15 protein-coding genes and 1 tRNA gene are annotated in these 14,632 nt (G+C 71.2%); 6 read left to right on the top strand and 10 right to left on the bottom strand.

Going from position 1 to position 14,632, the window contains the following annotated elements:
• Window positions 1–74: 74 nt before the first annotated feature.
• On the bottom strand, window positions 75–1,583 hold the full coding sequence (locus WAT24_RS14130; protein WP_336808542.1) for a peptide MFS transporter: 1,509 nt from the start codon (window positions 1,581–1,583) through the stop codon (window positions 75–77).
• 156 nt (window positions 1,584–1,739) lie between these two features.
• A complete protein-coding gene (locus WAT24_RS14125; protein WP_336808541.1) occupies window positions 1,740–2,588 on the bottom strand; it encodes a tryptophan 2,3-dioxygenase in 849 nt (282 codons plus the stop codon).
• A gap of 213 nt (window positions 2,589–2,801) precedes the next feature.
• Between WAT24_RS14125 and pdhA the strand changes: the two genes are divergently transcribed.
• From pdhA to WAT24_RS14105, 4 genes are all read left to right on the top strand, one after another.
• A complete protein-coding gene (gene pdhA / locus WAT24_RS14120) occupies window positions 2,802–3,887 on the top strand; it encodes a pyruvate dehydrogenase (acetyl-transferring) E1 component subunit alpha (RefSeq protein WP_336808540.1) in 1,086 nt (361 codons plus the stop codon).
• Window positions 3,888–3,891: 4 nt separating this feature from the next.
• Window positions 3,892–4,872, top strand: a complete 981-nt coding sequence (locus WAT24_RS14115) for an alpha-ketoacid dehydrogenase subunit beta (protein ID WP_336808538.1) — start codon at window positions 3,892–3,894, stop codon at window positions 4,870–4,872.
• Between the two features lie 186 nt (window positions 4,873–5,058).
• Window positions 5,059–6,444 (top strand): dihydrolipoamide acetyltransferase family protein, encoded by a 1,386-nt coding sequence (locus tag WAT24_RS14110; RefSeq protein WP_336808537.1) that lies wholly within the window; start codon window positions 5,059–5,061, stop codon window positions 6,442–6,444.
• Window positions 6,445–6,586: 142 nt separating this feature from the next.
• The gene (locus WAT24_RS14105; RefSeq protein WP_336808536.1) at window positions 6,587–6,970 is read left to right on the top strand and encodes a VOC family protein; all 384 of its coding nucleotides are present in this window, start codon (window positions 6,587–6,589) and stop codon (window positions 6,968–6,970) included.
• A gap of 8 nt (window positions 6,971–6,978) precedes the next feature.
• Here WAT24_RS14105 and WAT24_RS14100 read toward each other — a convergent pair whose 3' ends face one another.
• Window positions 6,979–7,521 (bottom strand): DUF2269 family protein, encoded by a 543-nt coding sequence (locus WAT24_RS14100; RefSeq protein ID WP_336808535.1) that lies wholly within the window; start codon window positions 7,519–7,521, stop codon window positions 6,979–6,981.
• A gap of 161 nt (window positions 7,522–7,682) precedes the next feature.
• Between WAT24_RS14100 and WAT24_RS14095 the strand changes: the two genes are divergently transcribed.
• Window positions 7,683–8,765: a hypothetical protein gene (locus WAT24_RS14095; RefSeq protein ID WP_336808534.1), complete on the top strand. Its 1,083-nt coding sequence runs from the start codon at window positions 7,683–7,685 to the stop codon at window positions 8,763–8,765.
• Here the strand turns inward: WAT24_RS14095 and WAT24_RS14090 are convergent.
• The 7 genes from WAT24_RS14090 to WAT24_RS14060 all read right to left on the bottom strand — a co-directional run bounded on the left by WAT24_RS14090 (window position 8,741) and on the right by WAT24_RS14060 (window position 14,125).
• Window positions 8,741–9,088, bottom strand: a complete 348-nt coding sequence (locus WAT24_RS14090) for a hypothetical protein (protein WP_336808567.1) — start codon at window positions 9,086–9,088, stop codon at window positions 8,741–8,743. The two genes, WAT24_RS14095 and WAT24_RS14090, sit on opposite strands and share 25 nt — an antisense overlap.
• 13 nt (window positions 9,089–9,101) lie before the next feature.
• On the bottom strand, window positions 9,102–10,463 hold the full coding sequence (locus WAT24_RS14085; RefSeq protein WP_336808533.1) for a tryptophan--tRNA ligase: 1,362 nt from the start codon (window positions 10,461–10,463) through the stop codon (window positions 9,102–9,104).
• A gap of 116 nt (window positions 10,464–10,579) precedes the next feature.
• Window positions 10,580–11,497 carry an arginase gene (gene rocF, locus WAT24_RS14080; RefSeq protein ID WP_336808532.1) on the bottom strand — a complete coding sequence of 306 codons (918 nt, stop codon included), beginning with the start codon at window positions 11,495–11,497 and terminating at the stop codon, window positions 10,580–10,582.
• A 55-nt stretch (window positions 11,498–11,552) separates the two neighbouring features.
• Window positions 11,553–11,628, bottom strand: a tRNA-Thr gene (locus tag WAT24_RS14075).
• Between the two features lie 60 nt (window positions 11,629–11,688).
• The gene (locus WAT24_RS14070; RefSeq protein ID WP_336808531.1) at window positions 11,689–12,372 is read right to left on the bottom strand and encodes an SPOR domain-containing protein; all 684 of its coding nucleotides are present in this window, start codon (window positions 12,370–12,372) and stop codon (window positions 11,689–11,691) included.
• A gap of 26 nt (window positions 12,373–12,398) precedes the next feature.
• Complete coding sequence (locus WAT24_RS14065) at window positions 12,399–13,154, bottom strand: type III pantothenate kinase (protein ID WP_336808530.1); 756 nt, start codon at window positions 13,152–13,154, stop codon at window positions 12,399–12,401.
• The gene (locus WAT24_RS14060) at window positions 13,151–14,125 is read right to left on the bottom strand and encodes a biotin--[acetyl-CoA-carboxylase] ligase (RefSeq protein ID WP_336808529.1); all 975 of its coding nucleotides are present in this window, start codon (window positions 14,123–14,125) and stop codon (window positions 13,151–13,153) included. Before WAT24_RS14060 ends, WAT24_RS14065 begins: the two co-directional genes overlap by 4 nt.
• A 172-nt stretch (window positions 14,126–14,297) precedes the next feature.
• On the opposite strand from WAT24_RS14060, the gene WAT24_RS14055 reads away from it, so the two are divergent.
• Window positions 14,298–14,597 (top strand): hypothetical protein, encoded by a 300-nt coding sequence (locus WAT24_RS14055; protein WP_336808528.1) that lies wholly within the window; start codon window positions 14,298–14,300, stop codon window positions 14,595–14,597.
• Window positions 14,598–14,632 lie beyond the last annotated feature (35 nt).

Raw genomic sequence — 14,632 nt, 5'->3', positions numbered from 1 at the left:
TCCCGGTCGCGCCCAAGGGCGCTCCTACGGGATTCACGGCGGAATGGCGTGCATTCCCGGGGTGGGCGCGGTGATTACTTCACGCCGTGCATCAGCTTGTTGATCAGCGGCGAGATCAGCAGCAACAGCACGCCCGAGCCCACCAGCACCCAGAAGCAGAAGCTGAAGCCCGACAGCGCAGAAGCCACGGTCATGCCGGTTTCGCCGCTGATCGAACGCGCCACCAGGCCGGAGAAATCACCGCCGGCGGCCAGCGACAGGAACCAGCCGCCCATCGCCAGGCCGACCAGCCGCGGCGGCGCCAGCTTGGTCACCATCGACAGGCCGATCGGCGAGAGGCACAGCTCGCCCAGCGTCTGCATCACGTAGCACAGCACCAGCGGCCAGAACGGGATCAGCCCGCCGGGCCCGAGCAGTTCCTTGAGCGCGTACACCAGCACGATGAAGCCCAGGCCGTTGAAGATCAGGCCGAAGCTGAACTTGCGCGGGATCGACGGCTCGGCGTTGCGGCGCGAAAGCAGCGCCCACACCAGCGTCAGCAGCGGCGCGAAGGTGAGGATCGCCAGCGGCGTCACCGACTGGAACCAGCCGACCGGGAACACCCAGCCGCCGAACATCTCGCGGTCCACCCAGTTCTCGGCCAGGAAGTTGAGCGAGGTGCCGAACTGGAAGTAGAAGGTCCAGAACACCACGCTGAAGACGAACACGATCAGCATGGCGATCACGCGGTGCAGCTGCACGCGGTCATGGCGCAGCGCCTCGACGATCAGCGCCACCGCCACGCCGACGAACAGCACGCCGAGCAGCCACTGCAGTCCCTCGGCGCCGACATAGGCCAGCAACGCATAGATCACCGGCACGGCGACGGCGGCGCCGATCAGCACCCATAGCACGCGCAGGCGGTTTTCCATGCCCGGCAGCGGACGCCCCACGCCCTTGAGGCCGCGGCGGCCGAACCAGAACCACAGGAAGCTCAGCAGCATGCCCACGCCCGCGGCACCGAACACGATGCGGTAGTTCTGCTGCATCGGCGTGTCGGTGAAGTAGGCGGCCATCCAGCCGGTCAGCAGCGGCGCCACGAAGGCGCCGGCGTTGATGCCCATGTAGAACAGGGTGAAACCGCGGTCGCGGCGGGGATCGTCGCGGCCATAGAGCTGCCCCACCATGGTGGAAATGTTCGGCTTGAACAGGCCGTCGCCGGCGATCACCAGCGCCAGGCCGAGCATCATCAGCGGCTTGCTCGGCACCAGCAGGGTGAACAGGCCGGCGGCCATCACCGCGGCGCCGAGCAGGATCGAGCGCTGGTAGCCGATGATCCGGTCGGCCACGTAGCCGCCGAAGATCGAGGCCGCGTAGATCAGCGCCGTGTACGCCCCGTAGATGCCGGCGGCCCAGCCCTGCCCCGACGGATCGCCGTTGAAGAACTGCGCGACGATGTAGAGCACCAGCGCCCAGCTCACGCTGTAGTAGGCGAAGCGCTCCCAGAACTCGGTCATGAACAGCATCCACAGCGGGCGCGGGTGGCCCAGCAGCTGCGGGTAGTCGGGTGCGGCGGCCGGCGTGGATTCGACGGTCTGGCTCATGGATTCCCCTTGGGAGTGGAGGAGGCGCTCGGCGCGCCAATCGTTGACGTGTAACCGGCACAAGGGCGCCGCGTCAATGGCGGCCCGCCTGTGGGAACGCCCTTGGCGCGACCGCCATCTGCCGCGGTCGCGCCCAGGGGCGCTCCTGCCGCTGCGTCAGGTCCCCAGCACCGTGCGCACGTCCAGCAGCTCGGGAAAGAACTCCAGGTCCAGCGCCTTCTTCAGGAACGACACGCCGGAGGAGCCACCCGTGCCGCGGCGATGCCCGATGATCCGCTCCACCGTCTTCATATGGCGGAAACGCCACAGCTGGAAGCTTTCCTCGACATCCACCAACTGCTCGCACATGTGGTACTCGGGCCAGAACTCGTTCGGCTGCTCGTAGATGCGACGGAACACCGGCAGCAATCCATCGTGGCGCCGGTGCGGCTCGGACCAGTCGCGCTCGAGCAGGTCGGCCGGCACCGCGTGGCCACGGCGGGCCAGGTAGCGCAGGAACTCGTCGTAAAGGCTCGGCGCCTCCAGTGCCACGCGCAGTTGCGCCTGTGCCGCCGGGTCGTGCTCGAACACCTTGAGCATCTGCGCGTTCTTGTTGCCGAGCAGGAATTCGATCGTGCGGTACTGCAGCGACTGGAAGCCCGAGGACGGCCCGAGCTGGTCGCGGAACTCCAGGTACTCGGCCGGCGTGAGCGTCTCCAGGACCGCCCACTGCTCGAACAGCTGGCGCTGCACCTGCTTCACGCGGGCCAGAATCTTCAGGCAGGTGTCCAGATCGTCGCGCTTCAGGTGCGCGATCGCCGCGCTCAACTCGTGGATGATCAGCTTCATCCACAGCTCGGCCACCTGGTGCTGCACGATGAACAGCATCTGGTCGTGCGTGGGCGGATCGCCGACCGGCTGCTGCGCGGAGAGCAGCACGTCCAGCCGCAGGTAGCCGCCGTAGGTCAGCCGGCCCTGCAGGTCGGTTTCGATGCCAGCTTCCAGGTCGCGGCGGTTGTCCGTCATGGTCTCGTCTGTGGGCGCGAAAACCGCATGGTAACGCCACTTGACGCCCGACCCGTACCGGTGCGCATGTTGCACCGTACCTTGCAGCGCAACACACGCGCCTGCTATCAAAGGCGGTCTTTTCGGGCCGTTTGCGCGTGCCTGGCCCCACTGGATGGGCCGCCGCCTCCCCAACGCCGCCTTATCTCCACTCCACCTTCACGGGAGCGAGTCGTGTCCATCGCCGCCAAGTTTGAAATCGAGTACCTGCAATACCTCGACGCCGAGGGCAAGCAGGTGCGTGACGACCTGCCTGCCTTCGCGCAGGACCTGAACCAGATGGTCGAGCTGTACAAGCTGATGCTTTCCACCCGCGTGTTCGACGCCAAGTCGATCGCGCTGCAGCGCACCGGCAAGCTCGGCACCTACGCCTCCTGCCTGGGGCACGAAGCCGCGCACGTGGGCATCGGCAGCGCCATGAGACCTGAGGACGTGCTGGCGCCGAGCTACCGCGAATACGGCGCGCAGCTCTACCGCGGCGTGCAGCCGCGCGAGGTCTACATGTACTGGGGCGGCGACGAGCGCGGCAACGACTACCAGAACGAACCGGCCCGCCACGACTTCGCCTGGTCGGTGCCGATCGCCACCCAGTGCCTGCATGCGGCCGGGTCGGCGCTGGCGTTCAAGATCCGCGGCGAGAAGCGCGTGGCGGTATGCACCATCGGCGACGGCGGCTCGTCCAAGGGCGACTTCTACGGCGCCATCAACATCGCCGGCGCGCAGAACCTGCCGATGGTCGCGGTGATCGTGAACAACCAGTGGGCGATCTCGGTGCCGCGCAAGATCCAGTCCGGCGCGCCGACGCTCGCGCAGAAGGGCATCGCCGCAGGCCTGTACTGCATCCAGGTGGACGGCAACGACATCATCGCCGTGCGCAAGGCGATGGAGGACGCGCTCGAGCGCGCCCGCAACGGCGAGGGCGGCAGCGTCATCGAGGCGGTCACCTATCGTCTGGGCGACCACACCACCGCCGATGATGCGCGCCGCTACCGCGGCGAGCAGGAGGTCAAGGACGCCTGGGCGAAGGATCCGGTCAAGCGCCTGAAGAACTGGCTGGTGGCCAAGAAGGTGTGGGACGACAAGAAGGAAGAGGCCTGGAAGGCCGAGTGCGACGACTGGATGGACAACGAGGTCAACGCCTACCTCGAGACCAAGACCCAGCCGGTCACCGCGATGTTCGACTACACCTTCGCCGAAGTTCCCGCCGACCTCGAAAAGCAGCGCGACCTCGCGCTCTCGCTGGAAAACAAGGGCCACTAATTCCATGGCACAGATCACCCTTATCGAAGCAGTCACCCAGGCGCTGGCCTACGAAATGGCGCGCGACCCCTCCGTGGTCGTGCTGGGCGAGGACGTGGGCGTCAACGGCGGCGTGTTCCGCGCCACGCAGGGCCTGCAGGAGAAGTTCGGCGAGCTGCGCGTGCTCGACACGCCGCTGGACGAGACCACCATCGCCGGCGTCACCGTCGGCCTCGCCGTGCAGGGCATGAAGCCGGTCGCCGAGGCGCAGTTCGAGGGCTTCATCTACCCGATGATGGAGCAGATCGCCTGCCACGCCGCGCGCCTGCGCAACCGCACCCGCGGCCGCATCACGGTGCCGGCCGTGTGGCGCGCCCCGTGGGGCGGCGGCATCCGCGCGCCGGAGCATCATTCGGAAGCGAACGAGCACCTGTTCACCAACATCCCCGGCCTGCGGGTGGTCATGCCCTCCTCGCCGGCGCGTGCCTACGGCCTGCTGCTGGCGGCGATCCGCGACCCGGACCCGGTGATGTTCTTCGAGCCCAAGCGCATCTACCGCCAGTACAAGGAAGAGGTGCCCGACGACGGCGAGGCGCTGCCACTGGACGTGTGCTTCGTGCTGCGCGACGGCACCGACGTGACCCTGGTGACCTGGGGCGCGCAGGTGAAGGAGACGCTGGAGGCGGCCGACGCGCTGGCCGCCGAAGGCATCAGCGCCGAGGTGATCGACGTCGCCACGCTGACCCCGCTGGACTTCGACACGATCGCCGAGTCGGTGGCCAAGACCGGCCGCTGCGTGATCGTGCACGAGGCGCCCAAGACCGCCGGCTTCGGTGCCGAGATCGCCGCGCGCCTGGCCGAGGAATGCATGTACGACCTGCTGGCGCCGGTCGAGCGCGTCACCGGCTGGGATACGCACATCCCGCTGTTCCGCCTGGAGATGAAGTACCTGCCCAGCACCGAGCGCGTGGTCGAGGCGGCCAAGCGCACGCTGGCCGCTTCTTGATCCTTCTCCCCCCTCCCTTATCAAGGATGGGGGAGAAGGTGCCCGGCGGGCGGATGAGGGGCCAAGGCTTGCGCCAGGGCGCATCGCAGCAGCGCTCGATGTGACTCCAAGGCAAGCCCCCGCCCCTCACCCCAGCCCTCTCCCCAGAAGGGAAGAGGGAGCACATTCCAACCTGGAAGCTTACCCATGGCTGACATCAAGACGTTCCACCTCCCGGACCTCGGCGAAGGCCTGCCTGACGCGACCATCGTCGAGTGGCACGTGAAGGTCGGCGACACGATCAAGCTCGACGCCCCACTGGCTTCGATGGAAACCGCCAAGGCGGTGGTCGAGGTACCCTCGCCCTACACCGGCAAGGTGACCAAGCTGTACGGGGCCGCCGGCGACGTGATCGAGACCGGCGCCCCGCTGGTCGACTTCGAGCCCGACCCGAACGCCAAGCAGCGCGCCGAGGCCGAATCCACCGGCCACCATCACGGCCCGAAGAAGAGCGTAGGCAGCCCGGCGCCGGACGACGGCGGCAAGGTGGTCGCTTCCGACGAGGGCGGCGAAGTGCAGACCGGCGAGGACCGCGAGGACGAGGGCACCGTGGTCGGCGCGATGGTCAGCGGCAACCACGTCCACGTCGAGCAGGTCGCCAGCGTCGGCGGCGTCAAGGCGGTGCCCGCGGTACGCGCGCTGGCCAGGAAGCTCAAGGTGGACTTGACCAAGGTGCGCCCGACCGGCGCCGACGGCGTGGTCACCATGAAGGACGTCAAGGACGCCGCCGCCAACGGCAGCGCCCCGCTCGGCGGCGCGCCGGCGCGCGCGGTGCCGGCCTCGGCCGGCCGCCACCTGGCACCGGAACTGCCGGAGCCCGGCCCGGCCCCGCAGCGCGGCCCGGTCTCGCTGGCCGGCAAGCCGGTGCGTACCGCCCCGCCGTCCCAGCCGGCCACCGGCCAGCCCGAGCAGTTGAAGGGCGTGCGCCGCAACATGGCGCGCGTGATGGCCGAGGCGCACGCCAACGTGGTGCCGACCACGCTGGTGGACGATGCCGACCTGCACGCCTGGATCGGCAAGCAGGACATCACCGCGCGCCTGATCCGCGCCATCGTCGCCGCCTGCAAGGCGGTGCCGGCGCTCAACGCCTGGTTCGACGGCAAGAACCTCACCCGCACGCTGCACCGCCACGTCGACATCGGCATCGCGGTGGACACCGAGGACGGCCTGTTCGTGCCGGCCCTGCGCAACGCCGACGTGCTGGATGGTGCCGGCATCCGCGCCGGCATCCAGCGCCTGCGTGCGCAGGTCGAGGACCGCTCGATCCCGCCGTCGGAGCTCGCCGGCTACACCATCAGCCTGTCGAACTTCGGCATGTTCGCCGGCCGCTATGCCACCCCGGTGGTGGTGCCGCCGTGCGTCGCGATCGTCGGCGCCGGCAAGCTCAGCCACGACGTGGTGGCGGTGATGGGCGGCATCGAAGTGCACCGGCGCATGCCGATCAGCCTCACCTTCGACCACCGCGCCGCCACCGGCGGCGAGGCGGCGCGCTTCCTCAAGGCGCTGCTCGACGACCTGGCGCTGCCGCAGTAACGCGGGGAACGGGGGACGGCAAGCTGGCCGCCACCGTTCCCGGCCGGGCCGGGAACATCCGGAAAACGGAGCGCAGCGCGCTCCGTTTTCTTTTCACGCCGCCGGCGGCACGCTTGGACGCCCTGCACACGGAGCCTTCCCCATGCACCACAGCCGTCTCTGCGCGCTCGTCCTCGACTGCCGGGTCGACGACCTGGAACCGGCCGCCCGCTTCTGGAGCGCCGCGCTGGGCAAGCCCATCGACACGCTCGACGAGGACGGCGACGGCCGCTACGCGGCGCTCGCCACCGCCGAGGATGAACCGATCATCCTGCTGCAGAAGGTCGAGCACGACAGTCGCGTCCACCTGGATATCGAAACCGACGACCTGGACGCCGAAGTGACCCGGCTGGAGGCGCTCGGCGCCCGCCGCATCGCCTTCGTGCGCGAGCGCTGGTGGGTGCTGGAGGCACCCACCGGCCACCGATTCTGCGTGGTGCGCAAGCAGCGCGAGCGCTTCGGCCCGCACCTCAACCGCTGGGACTGAGCTGCCGGTCAGGCGGTCGCCGCCTCCGGCTTGCGCAACGGCCGCGCCACGGCGACGCCGAGCAGCCAGCCGGCGGCCAGCACTGCGACGGACACGGCCAGCGGCGGCCGCGCCACCATCAGGAAGGCGATGCCCAGCGCCAGGCCGGTGTTGCCCCACGCCGCACAACGCATCACCGGGTCGCCGCCGAGCCGTAAGGCCTCGGCGCGGTCCCCGGCGGCCAGGGCCTGCCCGAGGCGCCGCATGCGTGCGCCGATCACCAGCGGCCCGCTGAGCGCCAGCACGCCGACGCCGGCCAGGCTGGCCACCAGCCAGCCACTCTCCCAGGAAATGGAAGCGGCACTCACCATGTAGCTGCCACTGGCGACGAGCACGAGGATGGCGAGCGGAAAGGTGACCGCCACGCCGCGCACGAAGCGCAGCCATTCGGCCACCTCGGCGCCGTCGCGCGCGCGCGCCATCCGCGCCTCGCCGAAGTGCGTCAGCGCCGAAGCGGCGAATGCCGCGAACAGCGCACACAGGTGTACGTAAAGAGCAAGCGTGTAGACCATGACGATGTCCCCCCCAGGACTGCGGCGATGGTGCCGCCCGTGCGGCGGCTGGCGGAAGTTTTCCGCACCCTGGCAGCCCGTGCAACCGGCGGCGCACGGCCCGGTTGCCCCGCCTGCGCACCGGGGCTAGGCTGCCGGCGTGTGACGCACGGGGGAGCGCCATGGATCGCTGGCTGCGCAAGCTCGCCGGATTGCCGCTTGCCGCGGCAACCCTGCCCGCCTTCGCCCAGGCGCCCGCGCCTGCGGGCGCCGCCGGGCCGCACCTGGAATTCGACCAGCTGAGCCTGAGCCTGCCGGTCACCCAAGCGGTGCCGCCCCCGGACGCCTTCGAGCAGCAGTACCTCGTCGCGGTCCGCACGCTGCACGACACGCGTTCGCCCACGTCGCTGCAGCAGTTGCAGGCGCTTGCCCGGGGCCTGCCCGCGCCGGGCACGTCCGTCTCGCTGGCGCGCGAGCGTGCCGGCATCGTCGCGGCGGGTGTAGGCGAGATGGCGCAGGGCCTGGCCCTGCGCAACGTGCCCTTGCTCGGCGCCGCGGCGGACATGGTCGAACAGGACGTCCGTCGCCACGCCGAGCAGCGGCAGCTGGCGGCGATGCAGGCACGGGTGGCCCGGCAGAACGCCTGGGCGCAGGCTCTGCTGGCCCGGCCACGGCTGCTGCACGTCGCCCTCTGGGACGACCGCGTGCGGGTGGACGACCTGGATGGCGGCCAGGTGCTGCTGATCCTGCCGGCCCAGGGGCGGCGGCTGCTGCTCGATCCGGCCAGCCGCACCTACCGCCGGCTGCCGGCCGTGCCGGCGCCGGCCGTCACGGCGTGCGACTCGCCGGCGCGGGACGTGGCGGCGCTCGACAACCGCAGCATCGACGGCGTGGTGGCCCACGGCTACCGCTTCCGGCTCGCCGAAAGCCAACCGTTCGGCGACCGGGTTGCCGATGACGGCCACGTGCGCTACGTGAGCGACCTGGCCCTGCCCGCGCAGGTCCTGCAACTGCTACCGGATGGAGCGCCCTGCCCGCCCGATTCCGCGGCGGCCGCCAGCATGCCCGGCCACGGCCGGCTGGTGCTCTACGAGGCGATCGTGCCTTCGAGGGGCGACGCCAGCCTGTCGCCGGAGCCGGCGGCACTCGCGCCGATGCTGGAGCGCACCCGCGTCCTCTGGCGCGGGCACCTGCATGCGTTGACCGAGGCGGACCGCGACCGCTTCGCGGTCCCGCCGGACTACCGCCCGGCCGATCCGCCCTGACGCGCCCGGCGGCCCCAGACCACCTGCCGCAGCAGCAGGGCCAGCAGCAGCACCAGGACGCAGGCGCCGTAGCCGAGCAGGGCCGGCAGCACCTGCTGCCAGATCGCGCCGCTGGCGCGACCGAAGGCGCCGACCTGCGGCGGCGGCGCGGCGTCGAAGCCGAGCTTCGCCAGCGCCACCGAGCTGGCCGCCGCGATCAGCAGGGCGGTCCAGTCGAACGCCCGGCGCGCCGCGGTGCGCGGCAGGCTCTTGGGATAGGCGAAATAGGCCCAGCCCAGGATCAGCAGCCAGGGGGCGAGCAGCAGCAGCGCCAGGTAGCTCAGCACGGACGCCTCCTCAGGCCGCGCCGGCGAGCTGGTCGAGCGCCTCGCGCAGGCGGCCCAGCGCCTGGTCGCGCGTGCCGGCGTCGGGGTACTCGGGCGTGCTGCCGATGGCCGCGCCGTCGAGTTCCAGCTGCGCCGCGGTCGATGTGAGCTGCAGCCGGACCGCGGCACCACCGAGCTCCTTCAGCCGTTTCTGCGCCATGCCTGCGGCCTTCGGATCGTCGAAGGCGCGCGAGAGCAGCAGCTCCTCGCCATCGCCCGCGAACAGGCGGAAGCGGAAGCGGCCCTGCTCGTCGCGGAAGCTGGCCAGGCGCGGCGGCTTGTCCCCGCGCGGGCGGGCGGTACGGAAGGCATCGACCGAGGGCGCGTGGCTGCCCAGGCCCACCGCCTCGCGCAGCAGCGCCAGCTTGGGCGTGGCAAGGGCGCGCGCCTTGCGCGCCCCCTCGTGCAGGATGTCCTCGATGTGCGCCGGCTGCGCGATCAGCGCCTCGTAACGTTCGCGCATGGGCGCGATCTGGCCTTCCAGCAGCTCGAACAGCGCCTGCTTGGCCTCGCCCCAGGACAAACCCGCCTCCAGCGCACCGCGGAAGGCGGCGGCATCCGCCGGCGCGGCGAAGGCGCGGTAGAGCGTGTACAGCGAGGAGCTGTCCGGATCCTTCGGCTCGCCGGGCAGGCGCGAGTCGGTGACGATGCGCATCACCGCCTCGCGCAGCGCCTTGGCGCCGCCGGCGAACAGCGGGATGGTGTTGTCGTAGCTCTTGGACATCTTGCGGCCGTCCAGGCCGGGTAGCGTCGCCACCTGCTCCTCGATCTGCACCTCCGGCAGCACGAAGAAGTCGCGACCGTACAGATGATTGAAGCGCTGCGCGATGTCGCGCGCCATCTCCAGATGCTGGATCTGGTCGCGGCCGACTGGCACCTTGTGCGCGTCGAAGGCGAGGATGTCGGCGGCCATCAGCACCGGGTACATGTACAGGCCCGCGGTGACGCCGGCATCCGGGTCCTCGCCCGCCTCGACGTTCTTGTCCACCGCCGCCTTGTAGGCGTGCGCGCGGTTGAGCAGGCCCTTGGCGGTGACGCAGGTGAGCAACCAGCACAGTTCCGGTATCTCCGGGATGTCCGACTGGCGGTAGAAGGTCACGCGCTGCGGATCCAGCCCGCAGGCCAGCCAGCTGGCCGCGATCTCCAGCCGCGAGCGGGCCACGCGCGCCGGGTCGTCCGCCTTGATCAGCGCGTGGTAGTCGGCCATGAAGAAGAACGCGTCCACGTCCTCGCGCCGGCTGGCGGCGATCGCCGGGCGGATCGCGCCGGCGTAGTTGCCGAGGTGGGGAGTACCGGTCGTGGTGATGCCGGTGAGGACACGGGTTCGGTTCATGGCTCGGGGGTTCGACGATGGAAGACGCGGCGGGCGGAGCGGCCGCCGCCGGTGCTCATGATAGGTGCTGGGCCGCCCGCGCCGGCATGCGCCTTTGCCGCAGCCGGCGCGCGCGCTCAACGGATCAGCGTGGACTTGCCAAACAGCGACTCGACCAGGTCCACCGCCAGCTTGGCGGTCTGGTTGCGCTTGTCGTAGGCCGGATTGAGTTCGACGATGTCGAGCGAGGCCAGCCGGCCGGTGTCCGCGATCATCTCCATGCACAGCTGCGCCTCGCGGTAGGTCGGGCCGCCGCGCACGGTGGTGCCCACGCCGGGCGCGATGCTCGGGTCGAGGAAGTCGACGTCGAAGCTGATGTGCAGGTGGGTGTTCTCGTCGACGTCGGCCAGCGCCTCCTCCATCGTGCGCTTCATGCCCACCTCGTCGATGTGGCGCATGTCGTAGACCTCCATGCCGGCCTCGCGCACCAGCCGCTTCTCGCCCTCGTCCACCGAGCGGATGCCGACCTGGCGGAACACGTGCGGCGAAGTGGAGGGCGCGTGGTTGCCGATGCCGGTGAGCTCGGCCGGGCCGTTGCCGCACAGGCAGGCCACCGGCATGCCGTGGATGTTGCCCGACGGGGTTGCCTCGGCGGTGTTGAAATCGGCGTGCGCGTCCAGCCAGAGCACGCGCAACTTCCGGTTCTGGTCGCGGCAATGATCGGCCACGGCAGAGATCGAACCGATCGCCAGCGAGTGGTCGCCGCCGAGCAGGATCGGGACACGCCCCGCCTGCAGCTCCTGGCGCACCGCAGTGTGCACGGCCATGTTCCACACCGCCACCTCGGACAGGTGGCGGTAGCCGTTCTCCGGCGGCAGCCAGGGATTGAGCGGCCCCTGCAGGTTGCCGCGGTCGATCACCTGCAGGCCGCGCGCGCCGAGCCTCTCGCCCAGGCGCGCGACGCGCAGCGCCTCAGGCCCCATCGAGGCGCCGCGATGGCCCGCTCCGATGTCGGTGGGGGCGCCGATCAAGCTCACTGTCCGCGTAGTGTTCATGCCCTGCCTCGTCCGTCCGGTGGGATGCGCGCGCCGATGGCGCGCAGCGCTTGGCTGGTGCCGGCAGCAGGAGTCGAACCCGCGACCTACTGATTACAAATCAGTTGCTCTACCAACTGAGCTATGCCGGCGTGGAGAGGCCAGGGAGTCTAGCAGGCGGGACGCCGATGCGCCGCGTCGCGCGACGGCACCTAGAAGCACAACGTGCTGTGCGAGCCGACCCGGGTCCCGATGCGGCTGCGCCAGTCGAAACGGGCGCCATCGGCCACCACCAGGTCCAGCCAGTACTCGGGCACCTGTTCGGTGCGCTCCTGGATCTGCGCGGCGAAGCCGGCGGCGGCGACCTCGTCGCGGCGCTTGCGCGCGTTGGCCGGGTCCTTGAACAGGCCGAGCGAGATGGCGTTGGGCTGGTCGCCCGAGCTCATCACGAAGTAGTCGCCCACGTGCGCGGCCTCGAGCCGGCGCGCCAGTGCCAGCGCCTGGACGCGACCGCCCGGCGCGGGCAGATAGACCCACCAGCCCCGCGTCTCGTTGGTCTGCTCCTGCCGCGAACGCATGCGCACGCCCGGCCCGGTCAGGGCGGTGCGCGCGTTGCGCAGGTCCTGCGGGGTGTCGAACGGGCCGATCGCCAGGCAACGCATTTCCGGCGCCGCCGGGGGCGTGGACGCGGCAGGGGCCGGCGCACTGGCCACGGCTACCGGGGCGCGGCTGGCCGGCGCGGCGGGTGCGACCGGCTGCTCGGAAAGCAGGTGCAGCTTCGCTACCCCGGGATCGGTGGCGGCGCGGCGCGGGGTGTCGTTCTGGCCCAGTGCCAGCCACGCGCCCACCGCGATGTTGAGCGCGATCAGCAGGACGAACAGCAGGCGCAGGAACATCGGAATCCCCCTTGATCGGGCCCATTCTAGTGAGCAGCCGTGGCGTCCGATTGTGTCTGCGCCCACACCGCCAGGCCGTGCAGCACGCCGTGCTCGACCACCTGCACGGGTACGCCCAGCAAAGGCGCCAGGGCGGCGGCGTCGCCGCCGTCCAGCCGCACCTGCGGCCGATCGCCCAGGCGCGGCGCCATCCGCGCGACGAAGCGCTCGACCAGCGCCGCGGCGGCCTGCCAGCAACCCGAGACCACGGCGTCGGAGGTGTTGTCGGCGGCATCCACCAGCACGCCGTCGTTGCGCGGACGCACCTGCGCGGTGGCGCCGAGCAGTGCCTGCTGCATCAGCCGCGGGCCGGGCGCGATCAGGCCGCCCAGATGCTGTCCGCTGGCGGTCAGCGCATCCAGCGTGAGCGCGGTGCCGACGCCGACCAGCACACAGTCGCCCGCGCCGGCCGCGTGTGCGGCGACCATCGCCAGGAAGCGGTCCACGCCCAGCCGCCCCGGCTCCGGATAGGCGCTGCGTATGCCGCAGGCCGCGGCGGGCGTGCGCAGCCAGCCGACCTCGCGGCCGAACCGCGCACGCACCTGCGCAGCGACCGCCTGTTCGCGGGCCGCGTCCACCACCGACGCCCCCAGCACGACGGCCGGCTGGGCCAGTGCCTGCCAGGCCGGGCCGAGCAGAGCCAGGTCCTCGCTCCACGCCACGGCGCCCTGGGCGAGCCAGCGCCCGCCCTCCTCCAGTGCCCACTTCAGGCGCGTGTTGCCCAGGTCCAGCAGCAGCCTCATGCGCGACGCACCGTGACCTCGGCGCTGTCCACCGTGCGCAGCTCGCCGTCGGCGAGGCGCACCCTGAGGGCGCCGCGGGCGTCCACGCCGGCGCCGATGCCCTCGAAGTGACCTTGCGCGCCGCTGAGCTTGAGCGCGCGTCCGGCGAGCAGGTCGTAGCGGGCGTAATCCTCGGCGAAACAGGCGAACCCGTGCCGCTCGAACGCGCGCAGGCCTTCCACCAGCGCGCCGATCAGCCGGCCCGCCACCAGGTTGCGGTCGGGCAACCGCTCGCCGGCCAGGGTCGCCAGGTCGCAGGCCGGCTGGCCCGCCTGGGCGCGCAGCGTGTCGGTGAGGCGCAGGTTGAGGCCGATGCCGATCACCGCCGCGCAGGGGCCCTGGTACTCCCCGCTCAGCTCGACCAGCACGCCGGCGAGCTTGCCCTGGGCGGCGAGCACGTCGTTCGGCCACTTCAGGCCGGCGCCCTCGATGCCCAGCGATTCCACCGCGCGCAGCACCATCGTGCCTACCGCCAGGGACAGGCCGGACAGCGCGGCGAAACCGCGGTCGAAGCGCTTCAGGCAGGACAGGTAGAGGTTGAGCCCGGGCGGTGACAGCCAGCTGCGCCCGCGCCGGCCGCGGCCGGCGGTCTGCGTCTCGGCCAGCACCACGCTGAAGTCGGCGGCCTCGTCCAGGCGGCGTTGCAGCTCGCTGGAGGTGGAGTCCAGCTCCCAGTGCACCTCCAGCGCGCCCAGCCGGGAGGCGCATCCGCGCGGCAGACCGGCGCGGATGCGCGCCGCGTCCAGCAGTTGCACCGGCCAGGGCAGGCGGTAACCGGCCGCGCCACGGGCCTCGACCGGCACGCCGCGCGCGCGCAGCAGCTCGACCTGCTTCCAGATCGCCGCCCGGGTGACCCCCGCGCGCTCGGCGAGCTGGGCGCCGGAGACCGCCTCGCCCGAAGCCAGCGCCGCCAGCAGCTGCCGTGCCTGCATCAGGGCCCGGCCCCGGGGCCGGGCCCCGCGCAAGGAAGGAAAGAGGTAGTGCGCATCCGGGCGATTCTAGCGGCTCGCGCCCGCCATCCGGCCCCCGCGCGGACACTGGCAAGCGCCCCGGGTTTCTGCCACGATCCGGCACTTGGGCGGTGGATCAAGGGGTTTGGTCGCCATGGGACTGAAGCGTTGCCTGTTCGGATGCCTGCTCGCGCTGGCCTGCGCGGGTACGGCTGCGGCCATGGACGCGACCACGCAGGACCCGACCAGCCGGCACGCCACCATCGACAGCGGCAGCCACGACGGCGGCGGCAGCGACACCGGCAGCACCGGCCGCGACTGCGTCCTTCCCGCCACGGGCGGCGATGCATCCGATACCGACGCCGGCGGCGACGGTGGTTCCGCCCCGCACCCGCACGCCAGCCACCGCAGCAGCCTGGGCTGGCAGTCGCTGCTGCCCGGCTCGATCCAGTAACGGCACCCGCCTCGCGCGGCGCGAAGCCGGACGGA

It is taken from the genome of Fulvimonas yonginensis, assembly GCF_037137055.1.
In the GTDB taxonomy this organism is placed as follows: domain Bacteria; phylum Pseudomonadota; class Gammaproteobacteria; order Xanthomonadales; family Rhodanobacteraceae; genus Frateuria_A; species Frateuria_A yonginensis.
The sequence above is the reverse complement of the archived record's forward strand: the minus strand, read 5'-3'. Positions and strand labels throughout refer to the sequence as shown.

Coding starts and splice junctions, on each gene's coding strand:
- WAT24_RS14060 (WP_336808529.1), bottom strand. CDS start 14,125: ATGCAGGCACGGCAGCTGCTGGCGGCGCTGGCTTCGGGCGAGGCGGTC.
- WAT24_RS14095 (WP_336808534.1), top strand. CDS start 7,683: ATGGATCGCTGGCTGCGCAAGCTCGCCGGATTGCCGCTTGCCGCGGCA.
- rocF (WP_336808532.1), bottom strand. CDS start 11,497: ATGAACACTACGCGGACAGTGAGCTTGATCGGCGCCCCCACCGACATC.
- WAT24_RS14065 (WP_336808530.1), bottom strand. CDS start 13,154: ATGAGGCTGCTGCTGGACCTGGGCAACACGCGCCTGAAGTGGGCACTG.
- WAT24_RS14105 (WP_336808536.1), top strand. CDS start 6,587: ATGCACCACAGCCGTCTCTGCGCGCTCGTCCTCGACTGCCGGGTCGAC.
- WAT24_RS14125 (WP_336808541.1), bottom strand. CDS start 2,588: ATGACGGACAACCGCCGCGACCTGGAAGCTGGCATCGAAACCGACCTG.
- WAT24_RS14130 (WP_336808542.1), bottom strand. CDS start 1,583: ATGAGCCAGACCGTCGAATCCACGCCGGCCGCCGCACCCGACTACCCG.
- WAT24_RS14115 (WP_336808538.1), top strand. CDS start 3,892: ATGGCACAGATCACCCTTATCGAAGCAGTCACCCAGGCGCTGGCCTAC.
- WAT24_RS14070 (WP_336808531.1), bottom strand. CDS start 12,372: ATGTTCCTGCGCCTGCTGTTCGTCCTGCTGATCGCGCTCAACATCGCG.
- WAT24_RS14085 (WP_336808533.1), bottom strand. CDS start 10,463: ATGAACCGAACCCGTGTCCTCACCGGCATCACCACGACCGGTACTCCC.
- WAT24_RS14100 (WP_336808535.1), bottom strand. CDS start 7,521: ATGGTCTACACGCTTGCTCTTTACGTACACCTGTGTGCGCTGTTCGCG.
- WAT24_RS14055 (WP_336808528.1), top strand. CDS start 14,298: ATGGGACTGAAGCGTTGCCTGTTCGGATGCCTGCTCGCGCTGGCCTGC.
- WAT24_RS14110 (WP_336808537.1), top strand. CDS start 5,059: ATGGCTGACATCAAGACGTTCCACCTCCCGGACCTCGGCGAAGGCCTG.